The sequence below is a fragment of the Gardnerella sp. CCPDSM genome (assembly GCF_056754715.1).
In genome coordinates this window covers 24,259-41,863 of sequence record NZ_JBQEQO010000005.1, presented here as the reverse complement: position 1 = coordinate 41,863, position 17,605 = coordinate 24,259, and the positions used below count along the sequence as shown (strand labels likewise).

Below are 17,605 nucleotides of genomic sequence, written 5' to 3'. Positions count from 1 at the left end.
AGTTTTGTGTGACCCTCTAGCATATTTACTTTTCCGAAACAATGAACATCTGAATTACGGAATCTCCTAACACCTTTTATCCACAATTGCGTAGAAACTGTTGTTTTTCGATTTTTAAGTGCATAAGCTTGATTATGAGATATGTAAATTTTGAGCTTAATTGCCAATGTAATGTGCATGGCATCTGACACAACTACTAAGTAAAAAAAAACTATATAAATAAACTATATAAACAAATTTATAAAATATAGAAACGCATAAACGCAAAAATCCCGACGAGATTTACACGCCGGGATTTTTGTTATTTTAGATTATTTTTATTTCGCTTTAAGCTTCGTCAGCATTTTCAGAAGACTAGGCTTTATCTGCAGAATTAGTTGCGGAAGCATCTGCATCAGTTTCAGACTTACCTTCAGCCTTACTTTCAGCAGTATCTTCAGGCTTATCTTCAGTAGTACCTTTAGAATCTAACGCCTGGAATTTTTTACTCTTAAAAGTAAACTCCCCCAGCAATCCTTCGCCTTCAGAATCAACCTCAATATGCTGACCGTCGGAAATATCTCCAAGCAAAATCTTCTCGGAAATAATATCCTCAATATCGCGCTGAATTACGCGACGCAAAGGACGCGCACCGAGCAAAGGATCAAATCCCTTTTGAGCAAGCAAATTCTTAGCAGAATCAGTAAGCTCCAATGACATATGATGGTCGAAAAGACGATCATTCAGCATCTTTATGTCCATGTCAACAATTTGACGCACTTCTGGCTCAGTAAGCTGACGGAACACAATCGTGTCATCCAATCGGTTCAAGAACTCAGGACGGAAATGACGCTTAAGCTCCGAATTAACCTGATCCTTCATAAGCTGATACGTAGAATCAGAGCCGCTTCCAAGCGTAAAGCCAGTAGTTGCAGCCTTAGCAATATCGCGGGTGCCGAGATTGGTCGTTAAGATAATAATAGTGTTCTTGAAATCAACCTTACGACCCTGTCCGTCAGTTAAGTGGCCATCGTCAAGCACTTGCAAAAGAGTGTTGAAAATGTCTGGATGCGCCTTTTCAATCTCATCGAAAAGCACTACGGAGAATGGCTTCCTGCGAACCTTTTCTGTAAGCTCGCCGCCTTCTTCGTAACCAACGTATCCTGGAGGTGCGCCGAAAAGCCTAGATGCAGCATACTTTTCAGCGAATTCCGACATATCTACGCGAATAAGAGCATCGTCATCGTCAAACAAGAAGTTAGCAAGTGCTTTCGCAAGCTCCGTTTTACCAACTCCTGTAGGTCCTGCGAAAATAAACGATCCGCAAGGACGCTTAGGATCTTTCAATCCAACGCGTGCGCGACGAATAGAGCGAGCCAACGCGGATACTGCTTCATCCTGGCCAACAATTCGCTTATGCAATTCTGTTTCCATTTTAAGCAGCTTCTGCGATTCAGCTTGCGTAAGCTTTACAACAGGAATGCCAGTAGTGCTTGAAACAACGGAAGCAATCATGTCTTCGTCAACAACCATTTTGACTTTAGACTCGCCTTCACGCCAAGCTTTTTCTTTTTCAGCTGCCTCATTTTCAAGCTTTTCTTGATCGTCGCGAAGATTAGCAGCTTCTTCAAAATCCTGCTGCTTAATAGCTTCGTTCTTCTTTTCGGAAAGCTTGGAAATCTTATGATTCAGCTCTTTTAACTCAGGTGGTTGCGTCAAGCGCTTAATTCTTAAGCGCGCTCCAGCTTCATCAATAAGATCAATAGCCTTATCTGGAAGGTGTCGATCCTGAATATAACGATCCGAAAGCTCAGCAGAAGATTGCAAAGCTCCATCCGTAATAGTCACGTGATGATGATTTTCGTAGCGAGAACGCAAGCCTTTAAGAATCTCAATCGTTTCAGCAATAGTAGGTTCTGGAACCTGAATTGGCTGGAAACGACGCTCCAAAGCAGCATCTTTTTCAATATACTTACGATATTCATCTGTTGTAGTAGCACCAATGGTCTGTAGCTCTCCACGAGCAAGCATTGGCTTTAGCATGTCGGATGCACCAAGAGCACCATCGGCAGATCCTGCTCCAACAATCGTATGAATCTCGTCAATAAAAAGTACAATATCGCCGCGCGTTTTAATTTCTTTAAGAACTTTTTTCAAACGCTCTTCAAAGTCACCGCGATACCTAGAACCTGCAATCATTGAGCCTAAGTCAAGCGAATAAATTTGCTTATCTTTTAACGTTTCTGGCACATCGCCTTCAACAATCTTTTGAGCTAGGCCTTCTACAACAGCAGTTTTACCAACGCCAGGATCTCCAATAAGCACAGGATTATTCTTTGTGCGTCGGCTAAGCACAACCATAACGCGTTCAATTTCTTCAGAACGGCCGATAACAGGATCAAGCTTGCCTTCTTGAGCTTCAAACGTTAGGTTGCGTCCAAACTGGTCAAGTAATGCTGAACCGGACTGGTTGCGTTTGTCTTGCACACTACCAGCATTAGCTAGCTCACCTTTTTCGTTTTTATTATTCGAAGAATTGTCTCCACGAATAAGGTCAACAACTGTGCTTCGCAAGTCTCCAAGATCAACTTCCATCTTAATAAGAACTTGCGTGCCAATGCCTTCGCCTTCGCGAATAAGCCCGAGCAGAATATGCTCAGTGCCAATATAACTATGACCAAGTTGCAATGCTTCTCGTAAGCTTAGTTCCAACACTTGCTTTGCGTGTGGAGTAAAAGGAATGTGACCTTCTGGGGAAACAGCACCCTTTCCAATCATTTCTTCAATTTGCTTACGGGTACCGTCCAAATCAACACCCTTTAAGCTCAATGCTTTTGCAGCTACGCCTTCACCTTCGCGAATAAGCCCGAGCAGAATATGCTCAGTACCAATGTAATTATGCTGAAGAGCGCGAGCTTCTTCTTGAGCTAACACAATCACGCGTCGTGCGCGATCAGTGAACCGTTCAAACATAAGTTCCTTCCGTTCTTTTCTTTCATACCATGGTAACTAGTTGCCATGACGCGAAGATTACGTAAGTATTAATTATTTGTGCTGTCTGCGAGACTTTCTTTTGTACAAGTGCATTGTCGTAGAACCTACAGTTTTAGTAGTTGCGTCTTCTTGATTCGACTCCTCTACCGAAGCGTTAACTTCCTTACTTTCGACAGCTTTGTTTAAATCATATAAATTATCTGTGCTATCTAAGCTATCTAAGCTATCTGATTTATCTGATTCTTCAATATTGCTTGTATCGTTTTCGTCATTTATATCAGCTTTAGACTGAAGATCTTCTTTGCTGCTATCGCTAGAATCTTCTAATTTGCGACGCTTACGACGATGCGTTTTACTATCTTCAATAGCTTCTTCAATAAGCTCAACATCTGCTCGTTCTTCACGCGGAGCTTGCTGAATAATATCAATATGATAGTCGTCATAAGCTGGAGCAGATTGTACCCAAAGTTGCGATGGTTCTGGCGGATCAATATCGGAATGTTCTCCGCATGCGTGATCAAGCGAAACAACTCTGCCGTCATCCGGGCTCCACATATTCGCGCATACGCCAAACATTGAGCCTAAGCTTCCTGCTAACGGAATTAAGAATCCGCAAGATGAGCATGCTTTACCGTCTGCAATTTTTGTTGATAATGACTTTGGACCATGCTGCCCTGAATACCAACGTTTGGCTGTTTGCGAAAGCGCTTCTGCGGTCATTACGCGTCTGCGAGACAATCGAAATGACGAAACAGCTTCTTCAAGATCCTCATCAAAATCATTTTCAGAATTAGATTCTTCCGATTCTTGAGTTTCTTCCGATTCTTGAGTTTCTTGAGATTCTTGAGTTTCTGCAGACTCTTTAGTTTTTTCCTTAGAATTTTCTTCGGTATTTTCTTCGGTATTTTCGCTAGTTTTTTCTTCGGAATTTTCTTCAGAAATATGATGAACTGGACGGAAACCATCTTCAAGACGAGCATCATTCTCATCCGTTCCAATTGAATCCATAACTGAAAGATCGCTTGGCTTTAAGCGATCCTTCCACGGAATCCAAGGTGGAGGGAGCAGAGAATCATCCGTTGGAATAAGCGTTGACTCGTTTACGGTCCAACGTTGCAATTCTGTGTCATGGTATAGCGTTACAGACCACTGCCAGCCTTCATAACCAACTAAATTGCACTTAAAGCGAAAATCTGTAACTCCGTCTTCAAGCTCAATTGAGGTCACAAAATCGCCTACAGCATCTGTGCGCTCTGAAGTTTCCACAGCTACACTACGAGCTAGCTCTTGTGGATCCATCACTTCATCAGTCATAAATAATATTCCCGAAACTATTCCTGAACGTCAAAATTGTCTGCAACTGCACGCAATAAATTAGCAAGCTTCTTGCTTTCAGCAGTCGAAGGATAATGACGACGTCGTAAACCGTTACCTGCAGAATCAAGCAGCTTAATAAGATCTTCCACAATTGCAGCCATATCTTCTGCTTTTGGACGTGTCGCTTTTACAAGCGATGGAGCTGTTGCAAGCACATTAAGACCCATAGCTTGAGGACCTTTGCGTCCTTCAATTACTGAAAACTCAACACGTGTGCCTTTGTGCAAAGTTTTTACAGTTGCAGGCAACGCTGCTGCAGGCAAGAAAACGTCCTTACCGTCATCTCCGGCAATAAAGCCGTACCCCTTCTGAGTATCGTACCAACGCACGCGCCCATTGGGCATATTACACCTCACTCATTAATCACTAATAGTCGCATGCTGAACCGCTCAAATTTAAGAGCTTATGTTCATATGCGAAACAGCTATACTAGTGTACCAATATTACTATTACATGTATGCTTTTTATATTGTACCGCATACACGCGGGGTAAACGAATTTATGCATACAAGTATATGTTGCGTATGAAATTACTTACTTATCTACTTGCTTACTTATTTGCTTACTTATTTGCTTACTTATTTGCTTACTTACTTCTAATTTGACTCGCTGATTTTAGTTGATTGATATGAATCATCAATTTCTCTAATTGGAAGCACAACCGTAAGAGTTAAGCCATGAGGTTTAACATCTATTGAGTCGGAACCATCCATAGTATCGTCAAGATTAGTTTTGGAATTGTCAACTATTGTTGTTGGGTTTGAAATTGTTGCGCAAATAAAACCATGGTGAGCTTTTACTACAGATTGCGCAATAGCCATACCTAAGCCTGTTCCGCCCTTTTCTCTAGCTCTCGAAGGATCTGCAATGTAGAACCTTTCAAAAATACGAGAAAGAGATTCTTCAGGAACTCCAGGACCGTGATCAACAACACGAATCACAACGTATTTATTGCCTGCATTAGTTGATTGGCTTACTTCAGCTGCTTCCAAAAATTCTTTCAATGATTGGCTAACTGAAGGTAAATGTGAAAGCTTATCTGGAGTGATTGAGGCTTTCATAATGCCCATAGCAATTTCTACAGGAGAATCAGTTGGAGTGTATCGGTGAATATTTCCAACAATATTTGTCATGACTTGACGCAATCTTGCTCCATCTCCAAGCAAAGAAACGTCAGGTAGTTTTCCGCTTTTGAATATTAATTTACGCTCGAAATTGCAATTAGTGCAATTCATAAGCTTCCACTCATCCGAAAGCGTAAGATAACCTTGCTGAACAGATCGCGCAGGATCCAAAGCGTGCAAATCATTAGCTGCGTCGGAAATAATTGGCGACAAACTCACTTGCTGAGAAGTGTTAATTCCACGTCCTTCGTCAAAACGAGCCAAAGAAAGTAAGTCTTCTACTAATTCAGTCATTCGCTCACTAGAAGCTTTAATATGAGCAATAGAATCGTCTGCACGCTCCTGCTCGCCTGGCATATTTCTCCACATGGTGTACAGCTCTGCGTAACCATGAATAGCAGCAAGCGGCGTACGCAATTCGTGACTTGCGTCTGAAACGAATCGCTTCATTTTTTCTGTCATTGCTTCCTGCTCGTTGAAGCCTCGTTCGATTCGAGCAAGCATAGAATTCAATGAAGCTGCTAAAGATCCTACTTCCGTATTTTCAGGAGCAGAAGGTACTCGCCTACTCAAATCACCAGATGCAATTTTTGAAGCAGTTTTTTCAATACGCTTAAGTGGAACTAAAGTTGATTGAATAATAATAGCAGCAAAAACAGCTCCGAATAAAATAACGGCAATACTTACCATAATGCAATATCGAGTAAGCGTATTTACTGTGTCAAGTTGATCGCTTAAAGATAGTGCAATATATACGTAACCCTTCACATTCATGTCGGAATCGTAGTTGCTACGTTGACCCCAAGTTAGTACCAATACTCTCCAAGGTGCCTTTGCTGCATCCTTAGTCATTTGATCAACATTATCAGTGTCACCTTTAATACTTGCTGGAGCAGTATATGGCTTGTGTGTTACAACAACTTTAGTAAGAGAACCATCTGGTGGCAGTTTTGGCATAGAAACAAAATTGCCCTTAATTTTTGGCACTAACGGAGTGGCAATAATTTTATTATGCATATCTCTAATCTGCATAAAGTAGTCGTTTGGACCTGCAGTTGGTTGATTAGCATCTTTGCCTCGTAGCACATCAATATTGTCGTAAATAAGTTGCGCTTGATCTGCAAGCTGAATATCTGTTTTTTCAAGAAGGTAATTGCCTACCAACTGTCGAATAGATAAAGAAATGCAAAAAGCAGCAACAGTTAAAACTGCTAACGTGCAAGCTACAAGCCTTGTGCTTAAAGGTATGGCGTTTACTTTACGCTTCAACCAACAAGTTTTTTTAGGCTTAGTTTCTTTCGCAGCAGAAGAGTCTTGGAACACAACAAGACTTTTGCCAACATTAGAATCTTGCGCATTTTGAGTAGAATTTATATCTTTTACTTCATTATGCGATTCTTCATGATCCTTGTTGCCATTATTATTGCGTTGCATAATCAGGCTTGACCTGCCTTCGGTTCGCGAATCATATAACCAATTCCGCGCTTTGTTTCAATAAGAGGAACAACTTTCTGCGGCTTTCCAGAATCGTCAGTAATTTCTATGCCGTCAATTTTCTTTCTTAAGTAAGAAATATACGATTCAACAATAGCTGCGTCTCCGCCCCAATCGTATTGCCATACGTGGTTTAGAATTTGGCTCTTTGATAATACGCGTCCTTCATTATCCATCAAATAATGCAATAGCTTATATTCAGTTGGACTAAGCTCAATAGATACGCCGCTTCGAGTAACATCGTGCGAATCCTCGTTAATTTCAAGATCGGCTACTCGAACAATAGGTGTTTCTTCATCCGGCTCTTGCGTTCTGCGAAGAATTGCTCGAATTCTTGCCACAACTTCTTCCAAACTAAATGGCTTTGTGACGTAGTCGTCTCCGCCAACAGTTAAGCCCATAATCTTGTCTTGAGTATCGTCTCGAGCAGTTAGGAATAACACAGGAACTTTAATACCGTTTTGGCGAATGCGCCTAGTAACAGTAAAACCATCAATATCTGGGAGCATAACATCCATAACAATAAGATCAGGCTTTACTCGTTCAATAACTTCAACAGCTTCGGATCCTGACGCAGCGGTTTCAACTTCAAAACCGGCAAAATGCAGCGATGCTACCAAAAGTTCGCGAATTGATGGTTCATCATCAACAACAACAATAGATGCTTCAACGTTCTTACTCATACTGATTAGCATCACTTATGAAGCTGAATGTTTCCTGAATAAACGCTGAAAATAAAACTAGTTGTGTAGTAAATTTTTTATTACAAGCTACGCATAGTGCATTATTTGCTAGCTTTGCGAAGAGAAGATTTAAATACTGCATATTTTTTAGTTTAAAAAATATTAATTGTGGATAAATGATGACCTTTTAACCACATTAGTAAATAAGTCTTTGATTGATTTTTTAAATGGAATATATTCATTTTAGCGTTACATTACAAAAGTAAGTGCAACAAAATGTATGAGCTTTATAAGCTATATAAACCTTGATTTCTTACGGTGTAATGTAACGCAAAATTTAGAAAAATTGCGTTTTATGACGCGTACAAAATGGAGGGGATTATGGCACAATTTCGAGTTGATTCGGAGCAAATTCAGCAGTCCGCAGCTGCTGTTGGCACCTCGGTTGGTGCAATTAGGGAAGCCGTTAACGGCATGTATGCCAATTTGCAGCAGTTACAAAGCGTGTGGACGGGTCCTGCGGCCACGCAGTTTGCGTCCACAGCTCAACAATGGCGTGCAGCGCAGCAACAGATGGAACAGTCTTTAGAGGCTATTCAGCAAGCTATGCAACATGCTTCCGGAGTGTATGTTGATGCAGAAACTCAAGCTACTTCCCTATTTGGAATGGGCTGATTTAGTTAGTTTTCTGTAGCAAATTGAAGTGAAAAAAGAAGATGGCGGCATACTTTAATTCAAATATACCGCCATCTTTTTTAAAATTATTTTTTAAAATTATTAAGCTACGTAACTTGCAGCTTTAACATAATTTATTTCTAAATTTATGCTAATTTTCTATTTAGTAGCCCATGTCAGCGCCGGCTTGTGGTGCTGCAGCTGGCTTTTCTGGCTTATTTGCAACTACAGCTTCAGTAGTTAAGAACAAGCCAGCAATAGAAGCAGCGTTCTGTAGTGCAGAACGAGTGACCTTAACTGGATCGGTTACGCCAGCAGCCATCAAATCTTCGTAAGTATTGGTTGCAGCATTAAAGCCTTCACCTTCTGGAAGTTCGCGCACCTTGTTAAGAACTACGTCTCCAGAAACACCAGAGTTTTGAGCAATCTGCTTGATTGGAGCTTCAACAGCGCGGAACACGATTGCAGCACCAGTTGCTTCTTCGCCCTTAAGCTCAGTAATAGCAGGAGTCTTCTCAATCTTTGCAGCAGCCTGAACCAAAGCTACACCACCGCCTGGAAGCAAACCTTCCTCAATAGCAGCTTTAGCGTTACGAACAGCATCCTCAATACGATGCTTACGTTCCTTAGCTTCTACTTCAGTAGCAGCGCCAACCTTAATAACAGCTACACCGCCAGCGAGCTTAGCAAGACGCTCCTGAAGCTTTTCGCGATCATAATCAGAATCCGTGTTTTCAATTTCACCACGAATCTGAGCAACGCGAGCATCAACATCTTCCTTGGATCCAGCGCCGGAAACGATAGTTGTTTCATCCTTAGAAACAATCACCTTAGCTGCGTGGCCGAATACAGAAGCGTCAATAGAATCAAGCTTCAAGCCGAGGTCATCAGAAACAACCTGTGCGCCAGTCAAAATTGCCATATCCTGAAGCATGGCCTTACGACGATCGCCAAATCCTGGAGCCTTTACAGCTACAGTGTTGAAAGTGCCACGAATCTTGTTCAACACAAGCGTTGGCAATGCTTCACCATCAACATCTTCAGCAATAATAAGCAATGGCTTACCAGACTTCATAACAAGCTCAGCAATATGAACAATGTCTTGCTGGCTGGAAACCTTGCCAGAAGTGAGCAAAATGTATGGATCTTCAAGAACAGCGGTTTGATCGTCAGCATTAGTGACGAAGTAAGGGGAAATATAACCCTTGTCAAAACGCATGCCTTCAGTGAAGTCCAAATCAAGACCGAACTTGTTGTTGTCTTCAACAGTAACAACACCGTCCTGGCCAACCTTATCCAAAGCTTCAGCAATCTTTTCGCCAACTTCAGGATCTGCTGCAGAAATAGTTGCAGTAGCAGCAATCTGTTCCTTGGTTTCTACATCTTTTGCAGAAGCAAGCAATTCCTTAACAATTGCTTCAGCAGCTTTTTCAATACCGCGGCGAAGAGCAATTGGGTTGCTGCCAGCAACAACATTCTTCAAACCTTCGTGCACCAAAGACTGAGCAAGCACGGTTGCAGTCGTAGTACCATCGCCAGCAACGTCGTCAGTCTTCTTTGCGACTTCCTTAACAAGCTCGGCACCAATACGCTCATATGGGTCTTCAAGATCAATTTCCTTAGCAATGGAAACACCATCGTTAGTGATGGTTGGAGCGCCATACGCTTTGTCGAGCACAACATTACGACCCTTTGGGCCAAGTGTTACCTTTACAGTATCAGCAAGCTTATCGAGACCTGCAAGCATACCCTGACGGGCGTCCTCTTCATAGGCAATAATCTTTGCCATTGTTCCTCCGCATACGTTATTTTGAACTATTCACTGAAGTCTTAAGCAATAAGCCGTCAGCTGCTTATTATCACTCTCAAGACTCGAGTGCTAATTTGAAGATTAGCACTCTCTGCCCCCGAGTGCCAACTTTTTTGGCGTTTATGTTGAAAATACTTTAAAAAGGTATAAAAAAAAATAAAAAATGTCGGTTAGAAATAAATCTAACCGACATTTTATTTTTAAACTTTACTTATATTTGTTTATTTGTTTTAAATTACTTGCATAATACTGCTACGATTGGCGCAGAAATATCTTTCTCGTTTTCTACAGCAGTAATACCTAAAGCTTTTGCAACATCAAGAGCTGCAGCTTTTTGCGATTCGTCTTTATACCAAACAACAGAATCGCTTGGAACAGTGCCAGTTGGATTTCCAGCAGTTACGTTTGCGTAACCAGCCTGCTTCAACTTATCCGCATTCTTAGCACCGTATCCGTTAATCTTCGTGGCATTAATAACCTTAACCGCAACAGATTTATCAACTGCGTTCTGAGATGCAGAATTATCCTTGGAATTATTTGAATCAGAATTATCTGACTTATCTGACTTATTGGATTTATTGGATTTGTTTGCTTCGTTAGACTTGTTGTCTTTGCTTGAATCAGCACCCTCGTCATCGTCAGAATCTTCGTCTTCACGACTTGAATCAGCTTTTGACTTCTTTTCAGTTTTTGATTGAGACGTCTGCTGATTATGGTTCCACGGCAAAGAAAGATGCGAAATCTCACCGGAACCAATAGACCAAACTAGCAAACCGGCTACAATTGCAATAATTAGCGCAACAACATAAGGAAATATTACAGCGTACCAAGCAGGATTTCCGCGATGCACACCAACTGGACCCTCTGGTGGCTCATCAAAAGCATCGGGCGTATACGACACGTTCTGATCATTTCGCGCCATAATTGCATTCCTCCAACAGATTTATTAAAACAATATGAAACCATACTAGCGAATGCTGGTCACAAAGCACAAATTTGATTTAAACAATTTTCTTACTTAATTTATGCCTCGTCATACAGTAAGCATATGAATCCTGCACATATTAAACCTTTAGATGAATTAATGGATCCAGATTGGGCTAAAGCTTTAGCTCCTGTAGAGCCGCAAATACGCGCAATGGGAGTGTTTTTGCGAGAACAAATTGAGCAAGGACACCATATTCTTCCAGCAAGCCATAATATTTTGCGAGCTTTTAGTATTCCTTTAAACAGCGTAAAAGTTTTAATTGTTGGGCAAGATCCATACCCTACTCCAGGACACCCAGTTGGATTAAGTTTTTGCACTGCTCCAAATGTTCGTCCATTGCCAAAAAGTCTTATTAATATTTACAAAGAATTAGTAAGCGATCTTGGTGTGCAAATGCCTAAAAGCGGTGATTTAACACCATGGACTACTAAAGGAGTAATGTTGCTCAACCGTTGCTTAACTGTTGAAGCAGGCCAAGCAAACAGCCATCAAGGTAAAGGCTGGGAAGCAGTAACAGATGAAGCTATTCGAGCATTAAATAATCGAACTGACAGCAATGGAAAAACTTTGCCGCTAGTTGCAATACTTTGGGGCAGAAACGCTCAAAGCTTAGCTCCTTTGCTAACTAACGCAACTATTATTTCCTCCCCTCACCCAAGTCCTCTTTCTGCAATGCGAGGATTTTTTGGCTCAAAACCATTTTCTAGAGCGAATCAAGCTTTAATTAGTATGGGTGCTACGCCAATTGATTGGTCATTAGAAAATCAAGAAGTTTAGTATAGAATTTTTAGAACGTATGCTTTAAAAAATTAAGCTAAAATGCCTGTTTTTATAAAACGCAGTACTGTATATCGGTTACCATAGTTCACATGGCATTATTCCCACCGCAACCACAGAAACAACCTGTAAATACTAATCCTTCAATGGCACCTAATATTCGCATCGGTTCAGCAGCACCGCAGTCGGCCGCCGCAACTTCTGCGAATGCTCAAGTGCCTGCAACTATTTCAAGCGATGACATACGCCGCTGTCAGCAAATTGCGAATATTTTACGCGCGCGTTTTGCACAAACTTTAGTTGGGCAAGATTCTTTGCGTGAGTCTCTTATTCTTACGCTTATTGCAGGTGGACATATTCTTATTGAATCTGTTCCAGGTCTTGCAAAAACTACTGCTGCACAAACTTTAGCAACAGCAATGTCAGGTAGTTTCCGTCGCGTGCAATGCACTCCTGATTTGATGCCAGCAGATTTAGTTGGTACGCAAGTCTTTGATTTTGCATCCCAGCGTTTTACTACACAAATTGGCCCAATTCATGCAAATATTATTTTGCTAGATGAAATTAATCGTTCAAACGCAAAAACTCAATCTGCAATGCTTGAAGCAATGGCTGAAGGTGCCACAACTATTGGCGGCGAGCGCATTGCATTACCTCAACCTTTTATGGTTATTGCAACGCAGAATCCTATTGAAGAAGAAGGAACGTTTAATCTTCCTGAAGCTCAAATGGATCGCTTTATGGTAAAAGCAGTTATGACTTACCCTAGCGTTGATGAGGAAGTTAGTATGCTGCAATTGCTTACTTCGCGCGGTTCGGATGTTGTAGATCCTGCAACTCTTACCTCTAAGCGTATTAGTTTGCAAGATGTTGTGTTTATGCGTGCTGCAGCTCGTCATATTCACGTTTCTGAAGCTGTAATGAAGTATGCTGTTGATATTGTTGCAACTTCTAGAGGCAAGGGTTCTAATCCGCTTCCAACTATTAATTCTCTTGTTCGAATGGGTGCTAGCCCTCGAGCTTCTATTGCGCTTATTCGTATTGCGCAGGCTCACGCTTTGCTTTCCGGAAGAGATTATGTGATTCCTGAGGATGTGAAGCTGTTCGCTCATGAAGTTTTAAGGCATAGGATTCTTTTGACTTTTGAAGCGTTGGCTGATGCTATTACAACCGACCAAGTAATTGACGCATTGGTAAAGACGGTTCCTGTGCCATGATACCTATGAAGCGTTTAGCATTGTCTGAACCAGCTAAAACTGTTCGTCGTAAAATAGAGCTACTTGATCAACATATTGATTTGCCTATTGCTAGAAGAGCGTTGGGCGTGTTGGAAGGAGATCATCCTTCTCACCGTCGTTTTGGTACGGGCGATGTTATTGATATTCATGCTTGGCAGCCTGGAGACGAAGCTCGAATGATGAATTGGTCTGCCAGCGCTCGTTCTGGTCAGCCTATGGTTTCTTCTCGCGAACGCACTTCTTCTTCTCATACTTGGATTATTTTTGATGCGAGTATTAACATGAATGGTTCGTGCCGTTTAGAAGAGACTTTATATGAGATTGCTTCTAATGTTGCGTGTTTTTTTGCTGCGTTAAGTTTGAAACGTCATGATGCTGTTTCGCTATTGTGTGCTGATGGCAGTGATATTGTAAGAGTTCCTACGTCTCGTAATCTTTCTGATTTTGAGCGTAATCTTGATACTGTTTTGCTTAATACTCGTCGCAATACGCGAAATATTGATGCTTTGATTGCTTCTATGCAAAAAGTTGTTGATAAGAATGGTCTTGTGGTTCTTATTACTGACGAGTATGCGTTGCAAGCTCATAATGCTGAGTCTTTGCGCAAAATTACTCAGAATCATAAGCTCGTAGTGGTTACGCTTTCCCCAGTTAATCCTTTTGACAAAAATCTTAAATCTTCTATAACTGACGGTGTTACGTTACGTAAAATTCCAGCATTTTTTAAAAGTGAGAACGCAAAACAGGAAACGCAAGTTCGAAGAAATACTAGAAATCAAGCTTTGCAAGACATGTTGAGTGGTGTTAAAGCTTCGCTAATTCACGGTTCTTCGAGTGAAGAAGTTTTCCATATTGCTGCTAAAACTGTGAGCAGCACAAGCTATCTCACTACTTCATTACTACAGGAGGACGAGTAATGAGTATTGAGAATGTTTGGGGTACGTTTAATGAGAACTATTTATTTGCAACAATATTAGGTGTTTCTTTTATTGTTTTTGTTGTATGCGCAATCATATTTTATTTTTCGTTTAAAAATACGGTATTGTCTGCTGATTCTAAATCTTCTGACGCTCCGGCTCACGTTCAGCACGCTAATAAGCAGGCTTGGCGCAAAGATATTGACGAAATTGTGCAAAAATACCATAAGAATGAGCTAACTTCAGATCAGGCTTGTGCAAAACTTGCTAAAATAGCTAGAATTTACGTTTCTAGCATGAGTGGAGAAGATATTCACACTCATACTTTGGGAGAAATAAGCTCTTTGCGTTTAAAGTGGCGCAATAAAAAAGGCGCGGACATGTTACGTCAAACAATTGCAGCACTGTATCCTCCTGAGTTCGCGGATTTAAACAAAAACGAGCAAGCTAAAAATACTACTGTTGAGCAAGCTGCGGAATGGGTTCTTGTGTTACTTGAAGGCTGGCAGACGAAGGGGCAACGCTAATGAGTGGGAATATTTGGCAAACAATATGGCCTTGGAAATGGCAGTGGCCGCTATTTTTTGTTGCATCTGTGCTTTTTTGCGCAATTATTTTTATTGTGATTTTTCTTTACGATATTATTCGTCAGCATTTATTGCAAAAAAAGTATCAGAAAAATAATGGTGATTTTTCGCAAGAATTCTACACTTTTACTTTTGACGACGATTTGCAAGGAGCTTTCGCTAACCATTCTTGGTACATGTGGAGAATGTTTAGAAAGTTTGCAACTATAGCATTATCGTTATCTTTACTTGGTTCTATTGCTGTTGCGTCTAGGCCTTCTAGAGTTTTTAACGCAAACGAGCAAGTAAGTTCTAGAGATATTGTTCTTTGTTTAGATGTTTCCGGTTCTGCTTTGCCTTACGATCGTGAAGTGATTCAAGCATATCTTAATTTTATTGAGCATTTCCAAGGTGAAAGAATTGGCTTAAGTATTTTTAATTCAACTTCTAGAACTGTTTTTCCGCTTACTGACGACTACCGTTTAGCTAAAAAACAGTTGCAATACGCTGCTAATTTGCTTGGTGGTGTGCAATCTCAAAAACATATTGACAATATGCAACAGCGTCAATATCAAGAGATTTCAGACTGGCTTGAAGGAACGCAGAATCGTAAGAATGCAACATCTCTTATTGGAGACGGTTTAGTAAGTTGCGCAGCAATGCTACCGGGATTTATTTATGGAGCAGCTCACAACAATAGTAAAAAGAATAGCAGGTTTAATCGTAGTGCTTCGATTGTTCTTGCAACCGATAATGTTGTTTCCGGAAAGCCAGAGTATTCGCTAAAACAAGCTTTGGATTTAACAAAGCAGGCAAGAATTACTGTAGACGGCTTGTATTCAGGCGCAGCTCAAAACGAGAATGATGACACGACTATTCAAATGAAGCAGCTGATTGAATCACACTCAGGCGTGTTTCTTTCAAGAAGAAATAATGATTCCGTGCTTAATTTAGTAACAGAAATTGAAAAACGTCACAGTGTTACTCCGCAAGGCACAACTCAGTCTGCTTTTAGTGACGATCCGGGAATTTGGGTTTTGCTTACCACAGTTAGCGTTGTGGTGTGGCTTGCTATTGCAAAGAGGATGAAGCGATGATACCAAAACTACTTTTTGCTACTACCCTACTTTCAGCTTCTAAAATTGAAGCTGGTGACACTTCTAAAGCAGGCCAAATTGTTTTAGCACCTTCTTACGGGTGGATTATTGCGTTTATTGCTGTAGCTGTTGTGCTTGTGGCAATGTGTTTTGAAATAATACCTTTGCGTAGAAAATCGTTTTTAAGCGACGAAACTTTTGCAATGAGATTACGACGCATTGGAATATGCGTAATGCTAATAATTTGCATACTTTCTCCTAGTATTATGAAAGCAACATTGCAACGTGCAGTAAACGCAACGAATGTTGTTATTGCGCTTGATATTACCGGCTCAATGCGCGCAAAAGACGCTGATTATGCTAAAAAATCAAAAATTAGGCGCATTGATGCTGCTCGAGATATTGTTAAGCAAATCACTAAATCTTACGCTCACGCAAGTTTTGCAGCTATTTCTTTCGGAGCTTCTACATCTGTTGACGTTCCTTTAACACCTGACGCAAGAGCTGTGGATAATTGGATTGAAACGTTACGAACCGAACCAACAAGCATTGCTACTGGAACAAGTCTTGACGCACCGTTAGATCAAACTCTTCTTACTACTAAAGCAATTCACGACGCTCACCCGGATGACACAACTGTTTTGTATGTGATTAGCGACGGCGAGGAGACTACGCAAAGAAAACGCAGAACATTCTCATCATTAAGAGCATACATTACTAACGCGTTTGTTATTGGAGTAGGTTCAGCTAAAGGCGCACGAATACCGTTAAAAGGTGACGGATTGCAACTTGACGATTTATCTTCTGGAGAAGACGCTGACAATTCTGGCGAATCATCTTCAGATGAATCGTCTTCAAACGAACCGTCTTCAAAAGAATGGGTTATTGACCCTTCTACAGGAAACCCCGGTATTTCGAAACTTGATGAGAAAAATTTGCGAAATATTGCAGATGAGTTAAGCGGAAAATACATGCACGCTACTATGAATCACACTTTTGGCGAAGAAGCAAAACCAATTCTTTCACACCAGTGGCGCATGAACGAAACAGCTAAGCCTCGTTTACGCCCTGAACCAATTATTTGGCCATTTGCAATAATCGCTTCAGTTCTTTTGCTGTGGGAATTGATGGCTTGGTTCTTAACTTCAAGGAAATTAGTATGAAAATGCATATGAAAATTAATATGTCAAAACGAGTTATCGTTAGGTTAATTACTTTTATTTTCATGCTTATTGCCGTATTTGCAGCATACTATGCAATCGTAAACTGGAGAGCGCAATTTACGTATAATGCTGCAACAAGTAGTCTTATTTCAAACATAAAAGAGTCAAAAAAGCTTGATATCGATAAGAAGGTGCTACTTACTCAGCAGCAGCAAACTGACGCGCAATTTAATGAAGCTTTAGCACAACGCATGCTTCTTCTTCCTAATCTTTCTAAGCGCATAAATCATAATGCTGAAATATCGCGAAAACTAACTGAAAAATTGAAAGAAAAAAACAATAGTAATATTTCTTCTAAATTAAGAAAGAATCAGCCAAAGGCGAATAATAATAAAAAAGATGAAGACGAGACTGAATCTTCGAAGCCTAAGCTGAATAATACGCAGCGCAATAAAGTAGAAAACTTGCTTAAGCAGAACGATAAGGTTGATTCTCAATCTTATAAAAATCGGCAAAGTCAGCAGGATGATTCGGATCAGGAAAAAACAACTAAGCGCACTAAAAATAGTGATGGTGCAAATAAGCCTTGGTAATAATTTATAAAAAACTCGCGAAAAATTTTATAGAATTATAAGTTTCTATAAGTTTTGCTAGGTTTTAGAAGGTTTTTAAGCTTTTATCCACAATGCTTATTTTTGCGTGACATCTTTTGCATAAGCGTGT

The 17,605-nt window shown here is 40.6% G+C and carries 15 protein-coding genes; 8 read left to right on the top strand and 7 right to left on the bottom strand.

Annotated features, from left to right (window positions below; translation table 11 throughout):
• Positions 1-354: 354 nt before the first annotated feature.
• The 5 genes from ACTJLE_RS04080 to ACTJLE_RS04060 form a co-directional block, all read right to left on the bottom strand.
• A complete protein-coding gene (locus tag ACTJLE_RS04080) occupies positions 355-2,952 on the bottom strand; it encodes an ATP-dependent Clp protease ATP-binding subunit (RefSeq protein WP_481267543.1) in 2,598 nt (865 codons plus the stop codon).
• Positions 2,953-3,024: 72 nt separating this feature from the next.
• Positions 3,025-4,287, bottom strand: coding sequence for a DUF3027 domain-containing protein (locus ACTJLE_RS04075; RefSeq protein WP_481267542.1), 1,263 nt, complete (start codon positions 4,285-4,287; stop codon positions 3,025-3,027).
• A gap of 17 nt (positions 4,288-4,304) precedes the next feature.
• Positions 4,305-4,694 carry a cold-shock protein gene (locus tag ACTJLE_RS04070; protein WP_479691588.1) on the bottom strand — a complete coding sequence of 130 codons (390 nt, stop codon included), beginning with the start codon at positions 4,692-4,694 and terminating at the stop codon, positions 4,305-4,307.
• A 252-nt stretch (positions 4,695-4,946) separates the two neighbouring features.
• On the bottom strand, positions 4,947-6,908 hold the full coding sequence (locus tag ACTJLE_RS04065) for a sensor histidine kinase (protein WP_481267541.1): 1,962 nt from the start codon (positions 6,906-6,908) through the stop codon (positions 4,947-4,949).
• Positions 6,909-6,910: 2 nt separating this feature from the next.
• Positions 6,911-7,651, bottom strand: a complete 741-nt coding sequence (locus ACTJLE_RS04060) for a response regulator transcription factor (protein ID WP_479691590.1) — start codon at positions 7,649-7,651, stop codon at positions 6,911-6,913.
• 381 nt (positions 7,652-8,032) lie between these two features.
• On the opposite strand from ACTJLE_RS04060, the gene ACTJLE_RS04055 reads away from it, so the two are divergent.
• Positions 8,033-8,326, top strand: coding sequence for a WXG100 family type VII secretion target (locus ACTJLE_RS04055; protein WP_481267540.1), 294 nt, complete (start codon positions 8,033-8,035; stop codon positions 8,324-8,326).
• A gap of 163 nt (positions 8,327-8,489) precedes the next feature.
• Here ACTJLE_RS04055 and groL read toward each other — a convergent pair whose 3' ends face one another.
• Positions 8,490-10,115: a chaperonin GroEL gene (groL, locus tag ACTJLE_RS04050; protein WP_481267539.1), complete on the bottom strand. Its 1,626-nt coding sequence runs from the start codon at positions 10,113-10,115 to the stop codon at positions 8,490-8,492.
• Positions 10,116-10,371: 256 nt separating this feature from the next.
• Positions 10,372-11,058: a LytR C-terminal domain-containing protein gene (locus ACTJLE_RS04045; RefSeq protein WP_481267538.1), complete on the bottom strand. Its 687-nt coding sequence runs from the start codon at positions 11,056-11,058 to the stop codon at positions 10,372-10,374.
• A gap of 126 nt (positions 11,059-11,184) precedes the next feature.
• On the opposite strand from ACTJLE_RS04045, the gene ACTJLE_RS04040 reads away from it, so the two are divergent.
• From ACTJLE_RS04040 to ACTJLE_RS04010, 7 genes are all read left to right on the top strand, one after another.
• On the top strand, positions 11,185-11,901 hold the full coding sequence (locus ACTJLE_RS04040; protein ID WP_481267537.1) for a uracil-DNA glycosylase: 717 nt from the start codon (positions 11,185-11,187) through the stop codon (positions 11,899-11,901).
• A gap of 92 nt (positions 11,902-11,993) precedes the next feature.
• Positions 11,994-13,118, top strand: coding sequence for an AAA family ATPase (locus tag ACTJLE_RS04035; RefSeq protein ID WP_481267536.1), 1,125 nt, complete (start codon positions 11,994-11,996; stop codon positions 13,116-13,118).
• The gene (locus ACTJLE_RS04030; protein ID WP_481267535.1) at positions 13,115-14,056 is read left to right on the top strand and encodes a DUF58 domain-containing protein; all 942 of its coding nucleotides are present in this window, start codon (positions 13,115-13,117) and stop codon (positions 14,054-14,056) included. The genes ACTJLE_RS04035 and ACTJLE_RS04030 overlap by 4 nt, the downstream gene beginning before the upstream one ends.
• Positions 14,056-14,583, top strand: coding sequence for a hypothetical protein (locus ACTJLE_RS04025; RefSeq protein WP_481267534.1), 528 nt, complete (start codon positions 14,056-14,058; stop codon positions 14,581-14,583). Before ACTJLE_RS04030 ends, ACTJLE_RS04025 begins: the two co-directional genes overlap by 1 nt.
• Positions 14,583-15,719, top strand: a complete 1,137-nt coding sequence (locus ACTJLE_RS04020) for a vWA domain-containing protein (protein WP_481267533.1) — start codon at positions 14,583-14,585, stop codon at positions 15,717-15,719. The genes ACTJLE_RS04025 and ACTJLE_RS04020 overlap by 1 nt, the downstream gene beginning before the upstream one ends.
• Entirely contained in the window at positions 15,716-16,882 is a 1,167-nt protein-coding gene (locus ACTJLE_RS04015) for a vWA domain-containing protein (protein ID WP_481267532.1), read from the top strand. Before ACTJLE_RS04020 ends, ACTJLE_RS04015 begins: the two co-directional genes overlap by 4 nt.
• Positions 16,879-17,475 (top strand): DUF6466 family protein, encoded by a 597-nt coding sequence (locus ACTJLE_RS04010; protein WP_481267531.1) that lies wholly within the window; start codon positions 16,879-16,881, stop codon positions 17,473-17,475. The genes ACTJLE_RS04015 and ACTJLE_RS04010 overlap by 4 nt, the downstream gene beginning before the upstream one ends.
• Positions 17,476-17,605 lie beyond the last annotated feature (130 nt).

Excerpts from the sequence above, each read along its gene's own strand:
- ACTJLE_RS04010 (WP_481267531.1), top strand. The coding sequence starts at position 16,879 with ATGAAAATGCATATGAAAATTAATATGTCAAAACGAGTTATCGTTAGG.
- ACTJLE_RS04055 (WP_481267540.1), top strand. The coding sequence starts at position 8,033 with ATGGCACAATTTCGAGTTGATTCGGAGCAAATTCAGCAGTCCGCAGCT.
- ACTJLE_RS04075 (WP_481267542.1), bottom strand. The coding sequence starts at position 4,287 with ATGACTGATGAAGTGATGGATCCACAAGAGCTAGCTCGTAGTGTAGCT.
- ACTJLE_RS04025 (WP_481267534.1), top strand. The coding sequence starts at position 14,056 with ATGAGTATTGAGAATGTTTGGGGTACGTTTAATGAGAACTATTTATTT.
- ACTJLE_RS04030 (WP_481267535.1), top strand. The coding sequence starts at position 13,115 with ATGATACCTATGAAGCGTTTAGCATTGTCTGAACCAGCTAAAACTGTT.
- groL (WP_481267539.1), bottom strand. The coding sequence starts at position 10,115 with ATGGCAAAGATTATTGCCTATGAAGAGGACGCCCGTCAGGGTATGCTT.
- ACTJLE_RS04020 (WP_481267533.1), top strand. The coding sequence starts at position 14,583 with ATGAGTGGGAATATTTGGCAAACAATATGGCCTTGGAAATGGCAGTGG.
- ACTJLE_RS04040 (WP_481267537.1), top strand. The coding sequence starts at position 11,185 with ATGAATCCTGCACATATTAAACCTTTAGATGAATTAATGGATCCAGAT.
- ACTJLE_RS04080 (WP_481267543.1), bottom strand. The coding sequence starts at position 2,952 with ATGTTTGAACGGTTCACTGATCGCGCACGACGCGTGATTGTGTTAGCT.
- ACTJLE_RS04065 (WP_481267541.1), bottom strand. The coding sequence starts at position 6,908 with ATGCAACGCAATAATAATGGCAACAAGGATCATGAAGAATCGCATAAT.
- ACTJLE_RS04035 (WP_481267536.1), top strand. The coding sequence starts at position 11,994 with ATGGCATTATTCCCACCGCAACCACAGAAACAACCTGTAAATACTAAT.
- ACTJLE_RS04015 (WP_481267532.1), top strand. The coding sequence starts at position 15,716 with ATGATACCAAAACTACTTTTTGCTACTACCCTACTTTCAGCTTCTAAA.
- ACTJLE_RS04045 (WP_481267538.1), bottom strand. The coding sequence starts at position 11,058 with ATGGCGCGAAATGATCAGAACGTGTCGTATACGCCCGATGCTTTTGAT.
- ACTJLE_RS04070 (WP_479691588.1), bottom strand. The coding sequence starts at position 4,694 with ATGCCCAATGGGCGCGTGCGTTGGTACGATACTCAGAAGGGGTACGGC.
- ACTJLE_RS04060 (WP_479691590.1), bottom strand. The coding sequence starts at position 7,651 with ATGAGTAAGAACGTTGAAGCATCTATTGTTGTTGTTGATGATGAACCA.